This window comes from Polaromonas potterensis (assembly GCF_033446725.1).
Lineage (GTDB): Bacteria > Pseudomonadota > Gammaproteobacteria > Burkholderiales > Burkholderiaceae_C > Polaromonas.
This window is the reverse complement of sequence record NZ_JAWQLX010000009.1, coordinates 150,443-165,532: the sequence shown is the minus strand read 5'-3', so window position 1 is coordinate 165,532 and position 15,090 is coordinate 150,443. Positions and strand designations below refer to the sequence as shown.

Below are 15,090 nucleotides of genomic sequence, written 5' to 3'. Positions count from 1 at the left end.
ATTTCATGCGTGAAGCCGTCATCGTTTCCACCGCCCGTACCCCGCTCACCAAGGCGCACCGCGGCGAATTCAACATCACCTCCGGCGCCACGCTGGCGGCCTTTGCGGTGCGTGCCGCGGTGGAACGCTCGGGCCTCGATCCGGCGCTGATCGAGGACGCCATCCTCGGTTGCGGCTACCCCGAAGGCACGACCGGCCGCAACATCGCGCGCCAGAGCATCATCCGCGCCGGCCTGCCTATCAGCATCGCCGGCACCACGGTGAACCGCTTCTGCGCCTCGGGCCTGCAGGCCATCGCGATGGCGGCGGGCCGCATTGTGGTCGAAGGCGCCCCGGCCATGATTGCCGGCGGTGTTGAAAGCATCTCGCAGATCCGTGGCCGCAGCGCCACCGACAGCGGTGACAACGGCATGGACCCGTGGATTGTTGAGCACAAGCCCGAGCTGTACATGGCGATGATAGAGACCGCCGACATCGTGGCCAAGCGTTACAACATCAGCCGCGAGGCGCAAGACCGTTTCTCAGCCGAGAGCCAGCGCAAGACCGAGGAAGCGCAGATCGCCGGGCGCTACAAGGACGAAATCGTCGCCTGTACCACCACCATGGCCGTGACCGACAAGGACACCAAGGAAGTCAGCTATCGCGAAGTCACCGCCACGGAAGACAACTGCAACCGCCGCGGCACCACCTATGAGGCGCTCGCCAAGCTGAAACCGGTGATGGGCGAAGACAAGTTCGTGACTGCCGGCAATGCCTCGCAGCTCTCCGACGGCGCTTCGGCCTGCGTGTTGATGGAAGCGAAAGACGCAGAACGCGCCAACCTGCAACCGCTGGGCGTGTTTCGCGGCCTGGCGGTGGCCGGCTGCGAGCCCGACGAGATGGGCATTGGCCCGGTCTTCGCCGTGCCCAAGCTGCTCGCGCGCCATGGCCTCAAAGTCGAGGACATTGACCTGTGGGAACTCAACGAAGCGTTTGCCTCGCAGTCCATCTACTGCCAGGACAAGCTGGGTATTCCGTCGGAACGCCTGAACGTGAATGGCGGCGCGATCTCCATCGGTCATCCCTTCGGCATGACAGGCGCGCGTCTCACGGGCCATGTGCTGATTGAGGGCAAGCGCCGCGGCGCGAAGTACGCCGTGGTCACGATGTGCATCGCCGGCGGCATGGGCGCTGCCGGCCTGTTTGAGATTTATTAAGGAGTCCGCCATGGACCTGAACTTCACCCCCAAAGAAGAAGCGTTTCGCAGCGAAGTGCGTGCCTTTCTGGCCGACAAGCTGCCCGCCCGCCTGTCGGACAAGGTGGCCAGCGGCAAGATCCTTGGCAAGGCCGACATGCAGGAATGGCACGCCATCTTGAATACGCGCGGCTGGCTGGCCAACCACTGGCCCGAGCAGTACGGCGGACCGGGCTGGACGGCGATCGAGAAGTTCATCTTCGAGAACGAATGTGCGCTGGCCCATGCGCCGCGCATCGTGCCTTTCGGCGTGAACATGCTGGGGCCAGTACTGATCAAGTATGGCAATGAGGCGCAGAAGCGCCACTGGCTGCCGCGTATCCTCGAAGGCGCCGACTGGTGGTGCCAGGGTTACTCGGAGCCCGGCGCGGGCTCCGACCTGGCAGCGGTCAAGACCTCGGCCGTGCGCGGGACGGATGCGCAAGGCGAGCACTACATCGTGAACGGCCAGAAGACCTGGACCACCTTGGGTCAACATGCCAACATGATTTTCTGCCTGGTGCGTACCAACCGCGAAGCCAAGAAGCAGGAAGGTATCAGCTTTCTGTTGATCGACATGACGGCGCCCGGTGTTGTTGTGCGTCCTATCATCACGCTGGATGGCGAGCATGAAGTCAACGAGGTGTTCTTCTCCGACGTGCGTGTGCCGGTTCAAAATCTGGTCGGTGAAGAGGACAAGGGCTGGACCTGTGCCAAGTACCTGCTGACCTACGAACGCACCAACATCGCGGGTGTGGGTTTCTCGGTCGCCGCGCTGGCGCAGCTCAAGGCCATTGCGGCCAAGCAGACCCGAAACGGTCGCCCGCTGGCTGAAGACCCGGCTTTCGCAGCCCGTCTGGCGCGTGTCGAGATCGACCTCGAAAACATGAAAACCACCAACTTGCGCGTGATTGCTGCGGTGGCCGGCGGCGGCGTGCCGGGTGCCGAAAGTTCGATGCTCAAGATTCGTGGTACCGAGATCCGGCAGGAGATATCGTCGCTTGCGCGCCGTGCGATGGGTGTTTATGGCCGGCCCTTCATTGCAGAAGCGCTGCAGGATGGCTATGCGGGCGAAACCTTTGGCCCAGCGTATGCTTCCGCCGCAGCGGCCCGTTACTTCAACAACCGCAAGCTGTCGATTTTCGGTGGCTCCAACGAAATCCAGAAGAACATCATCTCCAAGATGATTCTTGGTCTGTAAGGAAAAAACGCCATGAACTTCGAACACAGCGAAGACCGGCGCATGCTCGCCGACAGCCTGAACCGCTTCATTGCCGAGCAATACGCTTTTGAGAAACGTGACCGTATTGCCAAGTCGGCCCATGGCTTCAGCCCCGAGATTTGGCAGCAGTTCGCCGAACTGGGCGTGATAGGCGCTTTGTTCAGCGAAGCCGACGGCGGTTTTGGTGGTGCCGGCTTCGACATTGCCGTGGTTTTTGAGGCGCTGGGCCGCGGCCTGGTGGTCGAACCGTTGCTGGGTGCGGTGATGGCCGGCGAAGCGATCAGCGTCGCAGGCAACGAAGCACAGAAGGCCAGGATGGCAGGGATCATGGACGGCACGTTCATCGCCGCCTTCGCGCACGACGAACCGGAATCACATTACGAACAAACGTATGTGCAGACACACGCCAAGCGTAGCGGCGACGGCTGGGTGCTCATCGGCAACAAGGCGGTTGTGCCGCAGGGTGAGCAGGCGGACCTGTTTGTGGTTTCGGCCCGGACCTCGGGCGCGGTGGACGACCAGGCCGGCATCTCGCTGTTCCTCGTGCCAGCCAAGACGCCCGGCCTGTCGGTGCGCGGCTGCCCCGCCATCGATGGTGGCCGCGTGGCCGAACTGACGTTCGACGGCGTGAAGTTAGATGCCGATGCGCTGTTGGGCACCGAAGGGCAGGGTTACGCGACGCTGGAACGTGCCATCGGCCGTGGCGTGTTGGCGCTCTGCGCCGAAGCGCTTGGCGCGATGGAAGCCGCCAAAACCGCGACGCTGGAATACCTGCGCACACGCAAGCAGTTCGGCCTGTTGATCGGCAGCTTCCAGGCGCTGCAGCACCGCATGGCGGATCTGTTGCTGGAGATCGAACAGGCCCGCTCGGCGGTGATCAACGCTGCCGCAGCCATCGACGACGCGGATCGCGTGACACGCGAGCGTGCCTTGTCCGCCGCCAAATTCAGCATAGGCCGTATCGGCACGCTGGTGGCGGAAGAAAGCATCCAGATGCATGGCGGCATCGGCATGACCTGGGAACTGCCACTGGCCCACTATGCCAAACGCCTGGTGATGATTGATCACCAGTTGGGCGACGAAGACCATCATCTGCAGCGCTTCATCGCGCTCGGCAAGTAGCTGGCCCATGCGCGCCACGCAGCACATCGAACGCGCCTTGAGTTTTTTCGTAAGCCCTTTATTTTGTTGCCGCCCATTGCCTTTTTGAATCCCTGGAGTTATCGCCATGTCGTCCCTGAATTCTTCGCTTCCGCTGGCCGGTGTGCGTGTTCTCGATCTGTCCCGCATCCTGGCCGGCCCCTGGTGCGGCATGGTGCTTGGCGATCTGGGGGCCGAGGTGATCAAGGTGGAGCATCCAGGCCGCGGCGATGACACCCGCGACTGGGGTTTGCGTGTGGGCGCCACCGAGACGGCTTATTTCAACAGCGTCAACCGCAACAAGCGCTCCGTCACGCTAGACCTGCAGACTGCCGAGGGTCAGGAGATTGCTCGCGAACTCGCGAAGAAAAGCGATGTGGTGATCCAGAATTTCAAGTTCGGCGGCATCGAGAAGCTGGGCCTGGGCTACGAGCAACTGAGCAAGGAACACGCCGGTCTCATTTACTGCTCCATCTCCGGTTATGACCGAACCGGCCCCGAAGCCGCGCGTCCGGGTTACGACCTCGTGGTGCAGGGCGAAGCTGGCCTGATGGCGATGAACGGCGAAGCCCACCAGCCACCGCTGAAGTTTGGCGTGGCCGCGGTCGACCTGTTCACCGGCATGTATTCGGCCCAGGCCATCCTGGCTGCGCTGTTCGAGCGCCAGAAAACCGGCAAAGGCCGCCACATCGAGATGGCGTTGTTTGACTGCGGCCTGATGATCACGGCTTATTACGGCCTGGAGGCGCTGCTGCTGGGCGAAGACCCACCGCGCTACGGCAACGCCCACCCATCCATCGTGCCTTATGGCGTGTTCGACGCCGAAGACGGCCCGCTGGTCATCACGGTGGGCAACAACAGCCAGTTCGCACGTTTTTGCACCGAGGTGATTGCCCGCCCCGACCTCGCGGCGGATGAACGTTTCAAGACCAACATCCTGCGCTCGGCCAACCGTGACCTGCTGATGCCCGAGATCAACCGCGAACTGGGGCGCCGCAAACGCGTCGACCTGCTGGCGCAACTGACGAAGTCGGGCATTCCCTGTGGTGAAGTGTTGGGCCTGCTAGAAGCGCTGAATTCCAAACGCGCAACCGACGCCGGCCTGGTGACCACACAGCCCCACCCCGTGGCCGGTACGGTCAACGTGCTGGCGCCGCCTTACCGTTTCGATGGCGAGCGTCTGCCGGTGCGCAGTGCACCACCACAACTGGGTGAAGGCACCCGCGAGGTGCTCCAGTCACTGCTGGGTTTGTCCGAAGAAAAAATTTCACAATTGAAAAGTCAGGGCGTTGTTTGACGCCAGCCAACCCATTTTTTAGAGACCACCATGAACCATCGACTTTCCCCTTCCATCGGTCACACCACGCGCCGCGTCTTGCTCGCCCTGGCGCTCCCACTCCTGACGGGTGGCGCCTTGGCACAGGCCTGGCCCAGCAAGCCGATCACGCTGATCGTGCCCTTTCCACCCGGCGGCCCGACCGACGTGGCGACACGTATCATTGGCCAGAAGATGGCCGCGGGCCTGAAGCAGCCGGTGCTGATCGACAACCGCAGCGGCGCGTCGGGCACCATCGGTGCGGCGCTGGCGGCCAAGGCGGCACCGGACGGCTACACACTGGTGATGCTGGCCACGCCCACCTTGCTGGCGAGCCACCTCTACGGTCCGACCAGTTATGACATCTTCAAGAACTTCACGCCGGTGGGTACCGCCTACGACCTGCCTATCGTGATGGTGGTCAACCCCAAGGGCTTGCCTGAGGTGACTGGCTTGCAGCCCCTGATCGCCAAGGCCAAGGCCGAAGGTGGCAAGCTCAACTACACCACCGCCGGCCCCGGCAGCTTCGGTCACCTGACGACCGAGATGTTGAAGAGCAGCGGGAAATTCGACATGCAACACGTGCCTTACCGCGGCAGCGCGCCGGCCGTGACCGACCTGATTGGCGGCCAGGTGCCGATGATGTTTTCCGACCTGATTGCGGTGTTGCCGCACATCCGCGCCAACACGCTGCGCGCGATCGCCGTGGGTTCGTCCATACGTATCAGCCTGCTGCCTGAGGTGAAGACCGTGGCCGAGCAGGGCTTCCCCGGTTTCGATGCGACCTCCTGGGGCGGCATGCTGGCGCCTGCCGGCACGCCCAAGGAAGTTGTCGCGCGCCTGAACGAAGAACTGAAAATTGCGCTGGCTGACAAGGACGTGCAGAAAAAGCTTGAAGGCGTGGGGACTTTTGCGGCCTGGCAGACGCCCGAACAGATGGGTACACGCATGCGCCAGGATTTTGAACGCTGGGGCAAGGTGATCCGCGACAACAACATCACCAACAAATAAGGCGCGTATAGCCTGGGTGATGACACGGCACAAGATCAAATAACAGCTTCAGGAGACAGCCGCATGAGCGAGAACCGGGCCACAGCGCCTTTCAGTCCGTCTTTTCCGATTCATAGCCTGGCGGACATTCGCCGGCTCGAAGAGACACCTTTGCAGGAAGCGCTCATCGTTCGCAGCACGTATGAGATTTTTCGCAATGCCGGGGCGGCCTTCGGCAACAAGACCGCCTTGACTTTTTTACGCACGGCCGACCCGGCCGATGCGCCCATTCGCTGGTCGTATGCCGAGCTGCTGGCCGGCATCCACCAGACGGCCAATGCCCTGCATACCCTCGGCGTGGGTCCCGGGGATGCGGTGGCCGTGTTGCTGCCGGGTTGCCTTGAGTACCACCTGGCGTTGTGGGGCGGCGAGGCCGCCGGCATCGTGCAGCCGCTCAACCCCTTGTTGAGCGACGAGAAGCTGGTGTCACTGATGACGGCCGGTCGCGCCAAGGTCTTGATCGCCTACGGCTCGGACGAGGAGTCCGGCATGTGGTCCAAGGCGATGCGTCTGCGTGGCCAGGTGCCCACACTCACCACGGTGTTGCGCGTGGCACCGCACGACGAAGCGGCGGGCAGTGCGAGTGTGTTGCCCGAGGGGGTGACGGACTTCGCCGCCTTGCGTGCACGCGAGCCGGCTGATCGCCTGGTGAGCGGCCGCGACATCGCCCCCACAGACATTGCGGCTTACTTCCATACCGGCGGCACCACAGGCGCGCCCAAGTTGGCGCGCCACAGCCACGGTGCGCAGGTTTTTACGGCCTGGGCCAGCGTGAAGTTGCAGGGCTTGAAAGACACCGATGTGTCCATCAATGGTTATCCGCTGTTCCATGTAGCCGGTGTGTTGCCGGCCTCCTTGTCGTCCTTGTCGGCAGGCGTGGAGGTGATCATTCCCACCACGGCGCTGCTGCGCAACAAAGCGGTGCTGGCCAACTACTGGCGCCTGGTGGAGGCCTACCGGCCCACCTCCCTGTCGGCGGTGCCCACGGTGCTGGCCGCGCTGGCCAATGTGCCGCTGGCCGGCGCCGATATTTCCTCGATCCGTTATTGCCGCACCGGCGCCGCCGTGCTGGCGCCTGAGCTGGCCGCGCGTTTCAAGCGCCTGTTTGGCCTGCATGTCCATGAGAGCCTGGGCATGACCGAAATGGCCGGCATCTCGACCATCACGCCGCCCGGCGTCGAAGGGCCGGCCGGCTGTGTCGGGTTTCCGCTGCCCTACACGCAATTACGTATCGTCGCGCTTGACGAACATGGCAACGCGTCCGAGCGTGACCTGCCCATCGGCGAACAGGGCATGGTCTTGTTCAAATCACCCAATCTGTTTTCGGGCTTTCTCGATCCGGCCGACACCGCCAAGGCCTTCACGGCCGACGGCTGGCTGGCCACCGGCGACCTGGGCTGGCTGGATGAACAGGGCCGGCTCAACCTCAGCGGCCGTTCCAAAGATTTGATCATTCGCAGCGGCCACAACATCGACCCCAAGGTGATCGAGGATGCGCTGGGCGCCCATCCTGCGGTGCAGCTGTGCGCGGCTGTGGGGGCGCCTGACGCCTACGCCGGCGAGCTGCCGGTGATTTTTGCCACGCTGGTGCCTGGTGCCTCGGTGAGCGAGGCCGAGTTGCTGGCCTTCACTTCTGAAGGGGTCGACGAGGCGCCGGCCAGACCCAAGTCGGTGACAGTGATCGAACACATGCCGATGACCAATGTGGGCAAGATTTACAAGCCGGAGCTCCGAAGCCTGGCCGCCTGCCGGGTGGCGGATACCTTGGTGGACGAGGCCTGTGCCAGCCTGGGCCTGGCTGCCGCCGCGCGGCCGCAGGTGGTGGCCGACGGCGACAACGCGCTCAAGGTGCTCATTGATGCGGCCACGGCAGGTGCGCTGGCCGCGCCACTGCAGGCGCAATTGCAGCAAGTGTTGGGTCGCTTGCCGTTCAAGACACAAGTGATCTTGCGCTAAGCCTGTTGCCCATCTCACTTCTCTCACTCACATCCTTCCAAACCTGAACCGGGGAAACACCATGAAACTGAATTTTCTGAACCACCGCGCCTGGCTCTGTGCCGCGAGTTCGGCCTTGCTGTGTGTGGGCATCAGCGCCCAGGCCCAGACCTATCCCACCAAGCCCATCCGCATGGTCGTGCCTTTTGCCCCCGGCGGCGCGACCGATGTTCTGGCGCGTGTGCTGGGCGAAAAAATGGCGGCCGGCCTGGGCCAGCCCATCATCATTGACAACAAGCCGGGCGCGGCCGGCATCATAGGCACCGATGCGGTGGCCAAGGCGCCGCCGGACGGCCACACCCTTGTGCTGTCGCTGAGCAACTCGCTCATGACCAACCAGTTTCTTTATGAAAAGCTGCCTTATGACACGCAGCGCGACCTGACGCTGGTCTACCAGATCGCCATGGCGCCGCTGGTGCTGGTGGTCCATCCCAGCGTGCCGGCCAAGACCGGTCCCGAACTTCTCAAATACGTGAGCACCAACAAGGGCAAGGTGGCTTATGGCTCCTATGGCGTGGGCGCCTACCCTCACCTGGCCGGCGCACACATGAGTTTGACGCAGAACGCGGACATGAACCACGTCGCCTACAAAGGCGAGGCGCCGATGATGCAAGACCTGATCGGTGGCCAGATTCAGATGGCCTTCGCCAGTGCCCTGGTGGCCAAGCCACACATCGAGGCCGGCAAGGTCAAGGCCATCGGTGTGTCCGGCGAACGTCGCATGGCCACCTTGCCCAATGTGCCTACGCTGTTCGAGCAGGGGCTGAAAGACGAGGCCTACCGCGTGACCGGCTGGCTGGCCGTGGCAGCCCCTGCCGGCACCCCCAAGGCCGTGGTGCAGCGACTGGCCGACGAGGTGCGCAAGGCCACGCAGCAGCCGGATGTGCAGCAACGCGTCGCGACCATGGGTTTCGAGCTCAAGGACAGCTCACCCGAGGCTTTTGCCGCCGCCTACAAGGCAGAACGCCCGGTCTGGGAGCGCCTGATCAAACAATCGGGCGCCAAGCTCGAATGAGTCTGGGCTGACAGCAACGTTTTGGAGAAAACATGAAAACCCGTATCACCGAATTGCTGGGCATCCGTTACCCGATCATCCAGGGCGGCATGCAGTGGGTGGGTCTGGCGGAGCTCGCATCGGCGGTGTCCAACGCCGGCGGCCTGGGACTGCTGACGGCGCTGACGCAACCCACGCCCGACGCCTTGCGCCGCGAGATAACGCGAACCCGCGCCTTGACCGACAAGCCTTTTGGCGTGAACCTGACCATCCTGCCCGCGGTCAAACCGCCGCCTTATGCGGAGTACGTGCAGGCCATCATCGACAGCGGGATCAAGATTGTCGAAACCGCAGGCAACAGCCCCCGGGATTTCATCGACCAGTTCAAGGCCCATGGTGTGAAGATCGTGCACAAGTGCACCACGGTGCGTCACGCCTTGTCGGCCGAACGCAATGGTGTGGACGCGGTCTCCATCGACGGTTTTGAATGTGCCGGTCACCCCGGCGAAGACGATGTGCCGGGACTGGTGCTGATTCCCATTGCGGCACGTGCACTCACGATTCCCATCATTGCCTCGGGCGGCATCGCCGACGGGCGCGGCATGGCCGCCGCGCTGGCGCTTGGCGCCGAGGGCATCAACATGGGCACACGGTTCTGTGTCACTCAGGAAGCACCTATCCACTACAACATCAAGCAGGCGCTGGTCGCGGCCTCCGAGCGCGACACCAAGTTGATGTTCCGCACCATGAAAAACACGGCCCGTGTTTTCAAGAATGCCATTTCGGAAGAAGTGGTGGCGATGGAGAACCGGCCGGGCGGTTGCCAGTTCGAGGACATCCGTCCGCTGGTGATGGGCGCGCGCGGGCGGGCTGCGCTGGAGGCGGGCGAGATCAACAACGGCGTGATTTCCGCCGGCCTGTGTATCGGTCTGATCGACGACGTGCCGACCTGCGCCGATTTGCTGGAGCGCATGGTGCGCGAGTGCCGCGAGCATCTGGACCGGGCACGTGCCTGGTGTGACTGAAGAGGCGCCTGCGCCGCTTCGTTATCATTGAAAAGCGGGCGCCTCGCGCTGGGGCGTCCCGTTTCGGAATTCATCATGAAATTGGCCTCTAGCCCTTATGACACGGGCGCAAGCAGCTATCATTTTTGATATCTTTGGTGAATACCTTTTTACGCAATTTCAATGGCAAGGCCACTCCCATGAACCTCGTCCCGATTTCGCCGGAGGCGCCTTTTTGCGCCATGGCTGCGCTGATTCGGGCACATGCCCAGCACCAGCCGCAGCGGCCTGCCTTGTGTGACGATCTGTATGAGCTGAGTTACGCGCAGCTCGATGCCCTGATGGACCGTGTTGCCGCGGCGCTGCAGCACGAGGGTGTTTTGCCGGGTCAGGTGATCGCGATTTGCGCTTTGTCTTCGGTACGTTATGCCGCGCTGTTCCTCGGTGCCTTGCGCGCCGGCGTGGTGGTGGCACCGCTGGCGCCTTCGTCCACGCGCGACAGTTTGCGGGCCATGTTGCAGGACGCCGAGGCGCAATGGCTGTTTCTCGACAAGGCGGCGCAGGAACTGGTGCCGACGGACATGGCCGGATTGCGCTGCGTTTCGCTGGATGGTGAGGCGACTGGCCTTGGCTTTGAAGACTGGCTCGCCCCCGAAGGGACGCAGCCGCAAGCGGTGGACATCACACCGGGCGCGCCGTTCAACATCATTTATTCATCGGGCACCACCGGCACACCCAAGGGCATCGTGCAATCGCACGGCATGCGCTGGGCCCACGTGCGCCGGGGCAATGCCTACAACTACAGCCCGGACGGCCGGACCTTGCTGGCGACGCCGCTGTATTCCAACACCACGCTGGTGGTGTTTTTCCCCACGCTGGCTTTTGGCGGCTGTGTGCAACTGATGGCCAAATTTGATGCCGCGCGTTATCTGCAACTGGCCGAGAAACACGGTGTGACACACACCATGCTGGTGCCTGTGCAATACCAGCGCATCATGGCGCTGCCGCAGTTCGGTGAACATGACCTGTCAGCGTTCCGCTTCAAGTTTTGCACCAGCGCCCCGTTCAGCGCGGCGCTCAAGGCCGATGTGCTGACACGCTGGCCCGGCGGCCTGGTCGAGTTTTACGGCATGACCGAAGGCGGCGGCAGTTGTATCCTCGCTGCGCATGAACATCCCGACAAACTTCACACCGTCGGCCGGCCCGCGGAAGGCCATGACATTCGCCTGATTGACGAGGAAGGCCGGGAAGTGGGGGGTAGCGAAGCCGGCGAGGTGGTCGGTCATTCGGCGGGCATGATGACCGCCTACCACGGCCAGCCCGAAAAAACCCGCGAGGCCGAATGGTTTGACACGCAGGGCAAACGCTTCATACGCACCGGTGATGTGGGCCGTTTTGATACCGATGGTTTCCTGACGCTGATCGATAGGCGCAAGGACATGGTGATCAGCGGTGGCTTCAACATTTATCCCAGCGATCTGGAGGCACAGTTGCGTGGCCATCCGGCGGTGGATGACGTTGCCGTGGTGGGTGTTCCCTCGCCGCAGTGGGGCGAAACGCCGGTGGCTTTTGTGGTGCCACGTGCGGGGGCGGCGGGCGAGGCGCATGACATCCTGGCCTGGTACAACCAGCGCGCGGGCAAAACCCAGCGGCTGGCGAGCCTCTACTTCATCCATGAGCTGCCGCGCAGTGCGATTGGCAAAGTCCTCAAGCGTGAACTGCGTGATCGTTATGAGGCCGGTACGTCCTAATCCGGTCAGATTTTTTTTATTTTTCTTCCTGAGGCGCATGAATATGCTGCGCCATCTTGATTCAACATTGGAAAGTTTTTTATGAAAATTATGGTCCCGGTCAAACGCGTCGTCGATTACAACGTGAAGGTACGCGTCAAAAGTGATGGCAGCGGCGTGGATATCGCCAACGTCAAGATGAGCATGAACCCCTTTGACGAGATTGCCGTCGAGGAAGCCACCCGCTTGAGAGAAAAAGGCCTGGCGACTGAAGTGATTGCCGTCAGCTGCGGCGTCGCCCAATGCCAGGAAACCCTGCGCACCGCCATGGCCATTGGCGCCGACCGCGCCATCCTGGTCGAGACGGCCGAAGAGCTGCAACCCCTGGCCGTGGCCAAACTGCTCAAAGCCCTGGTCGAGAAAGAACAACCCCAGCTGGTGATTCTGGGCAAACAAGCGATTGACGACGACTGCAACCAGACCGGCCAGATGCTCGCCGCCTTGCTGGGCTGGCCCCAGGCCACCTTCGCCTCCAAGGTTGACATCGTCGACGGCCAGGCCGTGGTCATGCGCGAAGTCGACGGCGGCATGGAAACCCTGTCGCTCACGCTGCCCGCCATCATCACCACCGATTTGCGCCTGAACGAGCCGCGTTATGTCACCTTGCCCAACATCATGAAGGCCAAGAAAAAGCAGCTCGACAACTTCAAGCCCGAAGAGCTCGGCGTGGATGTCACACCCCGCCTCAAAACCCTCAAGGTCAGCGAGCCGCCCAAACGCAGCGCCGGCATCAAGGTGGCCGACGTCGCCACCCTGGTCGACAAACTCCGCAACGAAGCCAAGGTAATTTAAGGAATTGATGACATGACCGCACTTGTTATTGCCGAACACGACAACGCCAGCATCAAGCCGGCAACCCTGAACACCGTCACCGCCGCCGCCCAATGTGGCGGTGAGGTGCATGTGCTGGTGGCCGGCCTGAACGCCGCCGCGGCCGCCCAGGCCGCCAGCCAGATCACCGGCGTCGCCAAGGTGATCCACGCCGATGCCGCCCATTTCGAACACGGCCTGGCCGAGAACATGGCTGCCCAGGTGTTGGCCCTGGCCGGCAACTACAGCCACATCCTGTTTCCCGCCACCGCCTCCGGCAAAAACATCGCCCCCCGCGTGGCCGCCTTGCTGGACGTCGGCCAGATCTCCGACATCACCAAGGTCGATGCGGTCGACACCTTTGAGCGCCCGATTTACGCCGGCAACGCCATTGCCATCGTGCAAAGCCTGGACGCCACCAAAGTCATCACCGTGCGCACCACCGGCTTTGACGCCGCCCCCGCCAGCGGCGGTTCGGCCACCGTGGAAAGCGTGAGCGGCGTGGCCGACAGCGGCAAGTCCCGCTTTGTGGGCAGCGAAATCGCCAAAAACGACAGGCCAGAGCTGACCGCCGCCAAGATCATCGTCTCCGGTGGCCGTGCCCTGGGCAGCGCCGAGAAGTTCAACGAAGTCATGATGCCGCTGGCCGACAAGCTGGGCGCGGCCCTGGGGGCCTCCCGTGCCGCGGTCGATGCGGGTTACGCGCCCAACGACTGGCAGGTCGGCCAGACCGGCAAGATTGTCGCGCCCCAGTTGTATATCGCGGCCGGTATCAGCGGTGCGATCCAGCACTTGGCCGGCATGAAGGACAGCAAGGTGATTGTGGCGATCAACAAGGACCCGGAAGCACCCATCTTCTCGGTGGCTGACTACGGCCTGGAAGCCGACCTGTTCACGGCGGTGCCTGAGCTGGTGGCTGCGCTGTAAAACACCTGTCGGCAGCGCCTTGTGTTTACCCTCTCATCGGACTGGTGGTGAGGGTGGCTTGCTATTGATGTGATAGCTGGTTGCGCATATGGGTCAAGGGCTGGAGGCTGATTTTCCTTAAGCTTTTGCGGCTGGGGAGGGGTTTTTCTGCAAAACCCGGATCAGTCGGCCGCAGCTAGCGTGGATACTCGGGGCTCTTGAATTTTCCCCCACTGAATGACATGACGCCAAGCACCCCCGCCTGCCCCCAATGCACCCTGGAGAATACCTACCCTGACGGCCTCAACCACGTGTGTGCCGACTGTGGCCATGAATGGCCTCTGGTTGAGGTGCTGGTGGCGGAGGAGGGGGGCGACACCGTGGTCAGGGATGCCAACGGCAAGGTGCTGGCCGACGGTGATGCCGTGGTGCTGATCAAGGACCTCAAGGTCAAGGGTTCATCCACCACGCTCAAGATGGGCACCAAGGTCAAAAGCATACGTCTGGTGGGCAGTGGCGACCATGAGGTGGATTGCAGGATGGACGCCGGCAGCTTCATGCTGAAAGCCTGCTACCTGAAGAAGGTGTGACGCCCGGCTGAATCCTGTGCCGATTCAGCCAGGTGTTACAGCCTCTTATTCCAGCTTGATGTTGGCCTCACGGATCAGCTCGGCCCAGAGTTTGGTGTCTGCCATCATCATGTCCGCCAGTTTTTTGGGCGTGCTGCCGAACACTTCATAACCCTGGCCAGCCAGCTTGGCGCTGATGGCGGGATCTTTCAGGATGGTGACGATCAGGCTGCTGAGTTTTTGAACAATCTCGGGCGGCGTTTTGGCCGGTGCCAGAACACCGAACCAGGAGGTGACGTCGTAACCGGGCACACCGCTGCTCGCAATGGTCGGGACCTGGGGCGCCAGGGGGTTCTTGTCCAGGCCGGTGGTGCCCAGCAGTTTGATGTTGCCGGCGCGCGCGTGGGGCAGCGTGGTGGCCGGGAGATCAAACATCATCGAAATGTTTCCACCCATCACATCCGTCATCGCCGCTGCATTGCCTTTGTAAGGAATATGCATGAGGTCAATACCCGCCATCTTTTTCAGCAGCTCGCCCGCCAGGTGGTTGGAGGTGCCATTGCCGGCCGAACCAAAGGAGAGTTTGCCGGGGTTGCGCTTGGCGTAGGTAATCAGCTCGCCAACGGAGTTGAACGGCAGCTTGGGATTGACGGCCAGAAACATGGTGTAGGAGCCGGCACTCGAGACCGGCGCAAAGTCCTTGGCCTGGTAAGGCAGCTTGGCGTTCAGGGAGGGGTTGACGACCAGGGCTGCGCTGGCGGTGAACAGCAAGGTGTAGCCGTCGGCTGGCGACTTGGCCACATAGTCCACACCCAGAATGCTGCCCGCACCCGGCTTGTTTTCAATGATGACAGGCTGGCCCAGGCTTTCCTGCATGCGTTGGCCCAGCGAGCGCGCCAGTTGGTCGGTCGGGCCACCGCTGGCATAAGGCACAACCAGCCGGATCACGCGGTTGGGGTAAGTGTCTGTCTGCGCGTGGGCGAAGGGCAACGCGAGCGCGGCCAGGCTGCTCACGCACAAAAGTCGGCGAATCTTGCGAAATGTCAGAAGTGTCATCAGTGTCTCCATGAAGGATTGTTGT

Annotated in this window: 13 protein-coding genes; 12 read left to right on the top strand and 1 reads right to left on the bottom strand. The window is 62.5% G+C overall.

Annotated features, from left to right (window positions below):
- Positions 1-5 precede the first annotated feature (5 nt).
- From R6254_RS16765 to R6254_RS16710, 12 genes are all read left to right on the top strand, one after another.
- Positions 6-1,196: an acetyl-CoA C-acyltransferase gene (locus R6254_RS16765; RefSeq protein ID WP_318408483.1), complete on the top strand. Its 1,191-nt coding sequence runs from the start codon at positions 6-8 to the stop codon at positions 1,194-1,196.
- A 10-nt stretch (positions 1,197-1,206) separates the two neighbouring features.
- Complete coding sequence (locus R6254_RS16760; RefSeq protein WP_318408481.1) at positions 1,207-2,415, top strand: acyl-CoA dehydrogenase family protein; 1,209 nt, start codon at positions 1,207-1,209, stop codon at positions 2,413-2,415.
- 12 nt (positions 2,416-2,427) lie between these two features.
- Positions 2,428-3,558 carry an acyl-CoA dehydrogenase family protein gene (locus tag R6254_RS16755; RefSeq protein WP_318408479.1) on the top strand — a complete coding sequence of 377 codons (1,131 nt, stop codon included), beginning with the start codon at positions 2,428-2,430 and terminating at the stop codon, positions 3,556-3,558.
- 106 nt (positions 3,559-3,664) lie between these two features.
- On the top strand, positions 3,665-4,873 hold the full coding sequence (locus tag R6254_RS16750) for a CaiB/BaiF CoA transferase family protein (protein ID WP_318408477.1): 1,209 nt from the start codon (positions 3,665-3,667) through the stop codon (positions 4,871-4,873).
- Between the two features lie 30 nt (positions 4,874-4,903).
- A complete protein-coding gene (locus R6254_RS16745; protein ID WP_318408476.1) occupies positions 4,904-5,902 on the top strand; it encodes a Bug family tripartite tricarboxylate transporter substrate binding protein in 999 nt (332 codons plus the stop codon).
- A gap of 63 nt (positions 5,903-5,965) precedes the next feature.
- Positions 5,966-7,897, top strand: a complete 1,932-nt coding sequence (locus R6254_RS16740) for an acyl-CoA synthetase (protein WP_318408474.1) — start codon at positions 5,966-5,968, stop codon at positions 7,895-7,897.
- 61 nt (positions 7,898-7,958) lie between these two features.
- The gene (locus R6254_RS16735; protein ID WP_318408473.1) at positions 7,959-8,951 is read left to right on the top strand and encodes a Bug family tripartite tricarboxylate transporter substrate binding protein; all 993 of its coding nucleotides are present in this window, start codon (positions 7,959-7,961) and stop codon (positions 8,949-8,951) included.
- Between the two features lie 32 nt (positions 8,952-8,983).
- The gene (locus tag R6254_RS16730; RefSeq protein ID WP_318408472.1) at positions 8,984-9,955 is read left to right on the top strand and encodes an NAD(P)H-dependent flavin oxidoreductase; all 972 of its coding nucleotides are present in this window, start codon (positions 8,984-8,986) and stop codon (positions 9,953-9,955) included.
- A 179-nt stretch (positions 9,956-10,134) separates the two neighbouring features.
- The gene (locus R6254_RS16725; RefSeq protein ID WP_318408470.1) at positions 10,135-11,685 is read left to right on the top strand and encodes a class I adenylate-forming enzyme family protein; all 1,551 of its coding nucleotides are present in this window, start codon (positions 10,135-10,137) and stop codon (positions 11,683-11,685) included.
- Positions 11,686-11,766: 81 nt separating this feature from the next.
- Positions 11,767-12,516, top strand: a complete 750-nt coding sequence (locus tag R6254_RS16720) for an electron transfer flavoprotein subunit beta/FixA family protein (RefSeq protein WP_318408468.1) — start codon at positions 11,767-11,769, stop codon at positions 12,514-12,516.
- Between the two features lie 12 nt (positions 12,517-12,528).
- The gene (locus R6254_RS16715) at positions 12,529-13,461 is read left to right on the top strand and encodes an electron transfer flavoprotein subunit alpha/FixB family protein (protein WP_318408466.1); all 933 of its coding nucleotides are present in this window, start codon (positions 12,529-12,531) and stop codon (positions 13,459-13,461) included.
- Positions 13,462-13,682: 221 nt separating this feature from the next.
- Positions 13,683-14,030 carry a zinc ribbon domain-containing protein YjdM gene (locus tag R6254_RS16710; protein WP_318408464.1) on the top strand — a complete coding sequence of 116 codons (348 nt, stop codon included), beginning with the start codon at positions 13,683-13,685 and terminating at the stop codon, positions 14,028-14,030.
- A gap of 45 nt (positions 14,031-14,075) precedes the next feature.
- On the opposite strand, the gene R6254_RS16705 is transcribed toward R6254_RS16710, so the two are convergent.
- Entirely contained in the window at positions 14,076-15,065 is a 990-nt protein-coding gene (locus R6254_RS16705) for a Bug family tripartite tricarboxylate transporter substrate binding protein (RefSeq protein ID WP_318408463.1), read from the bottom strand.
- Positions 15,066-15,090: the final 25 nt, after the last annotated feature.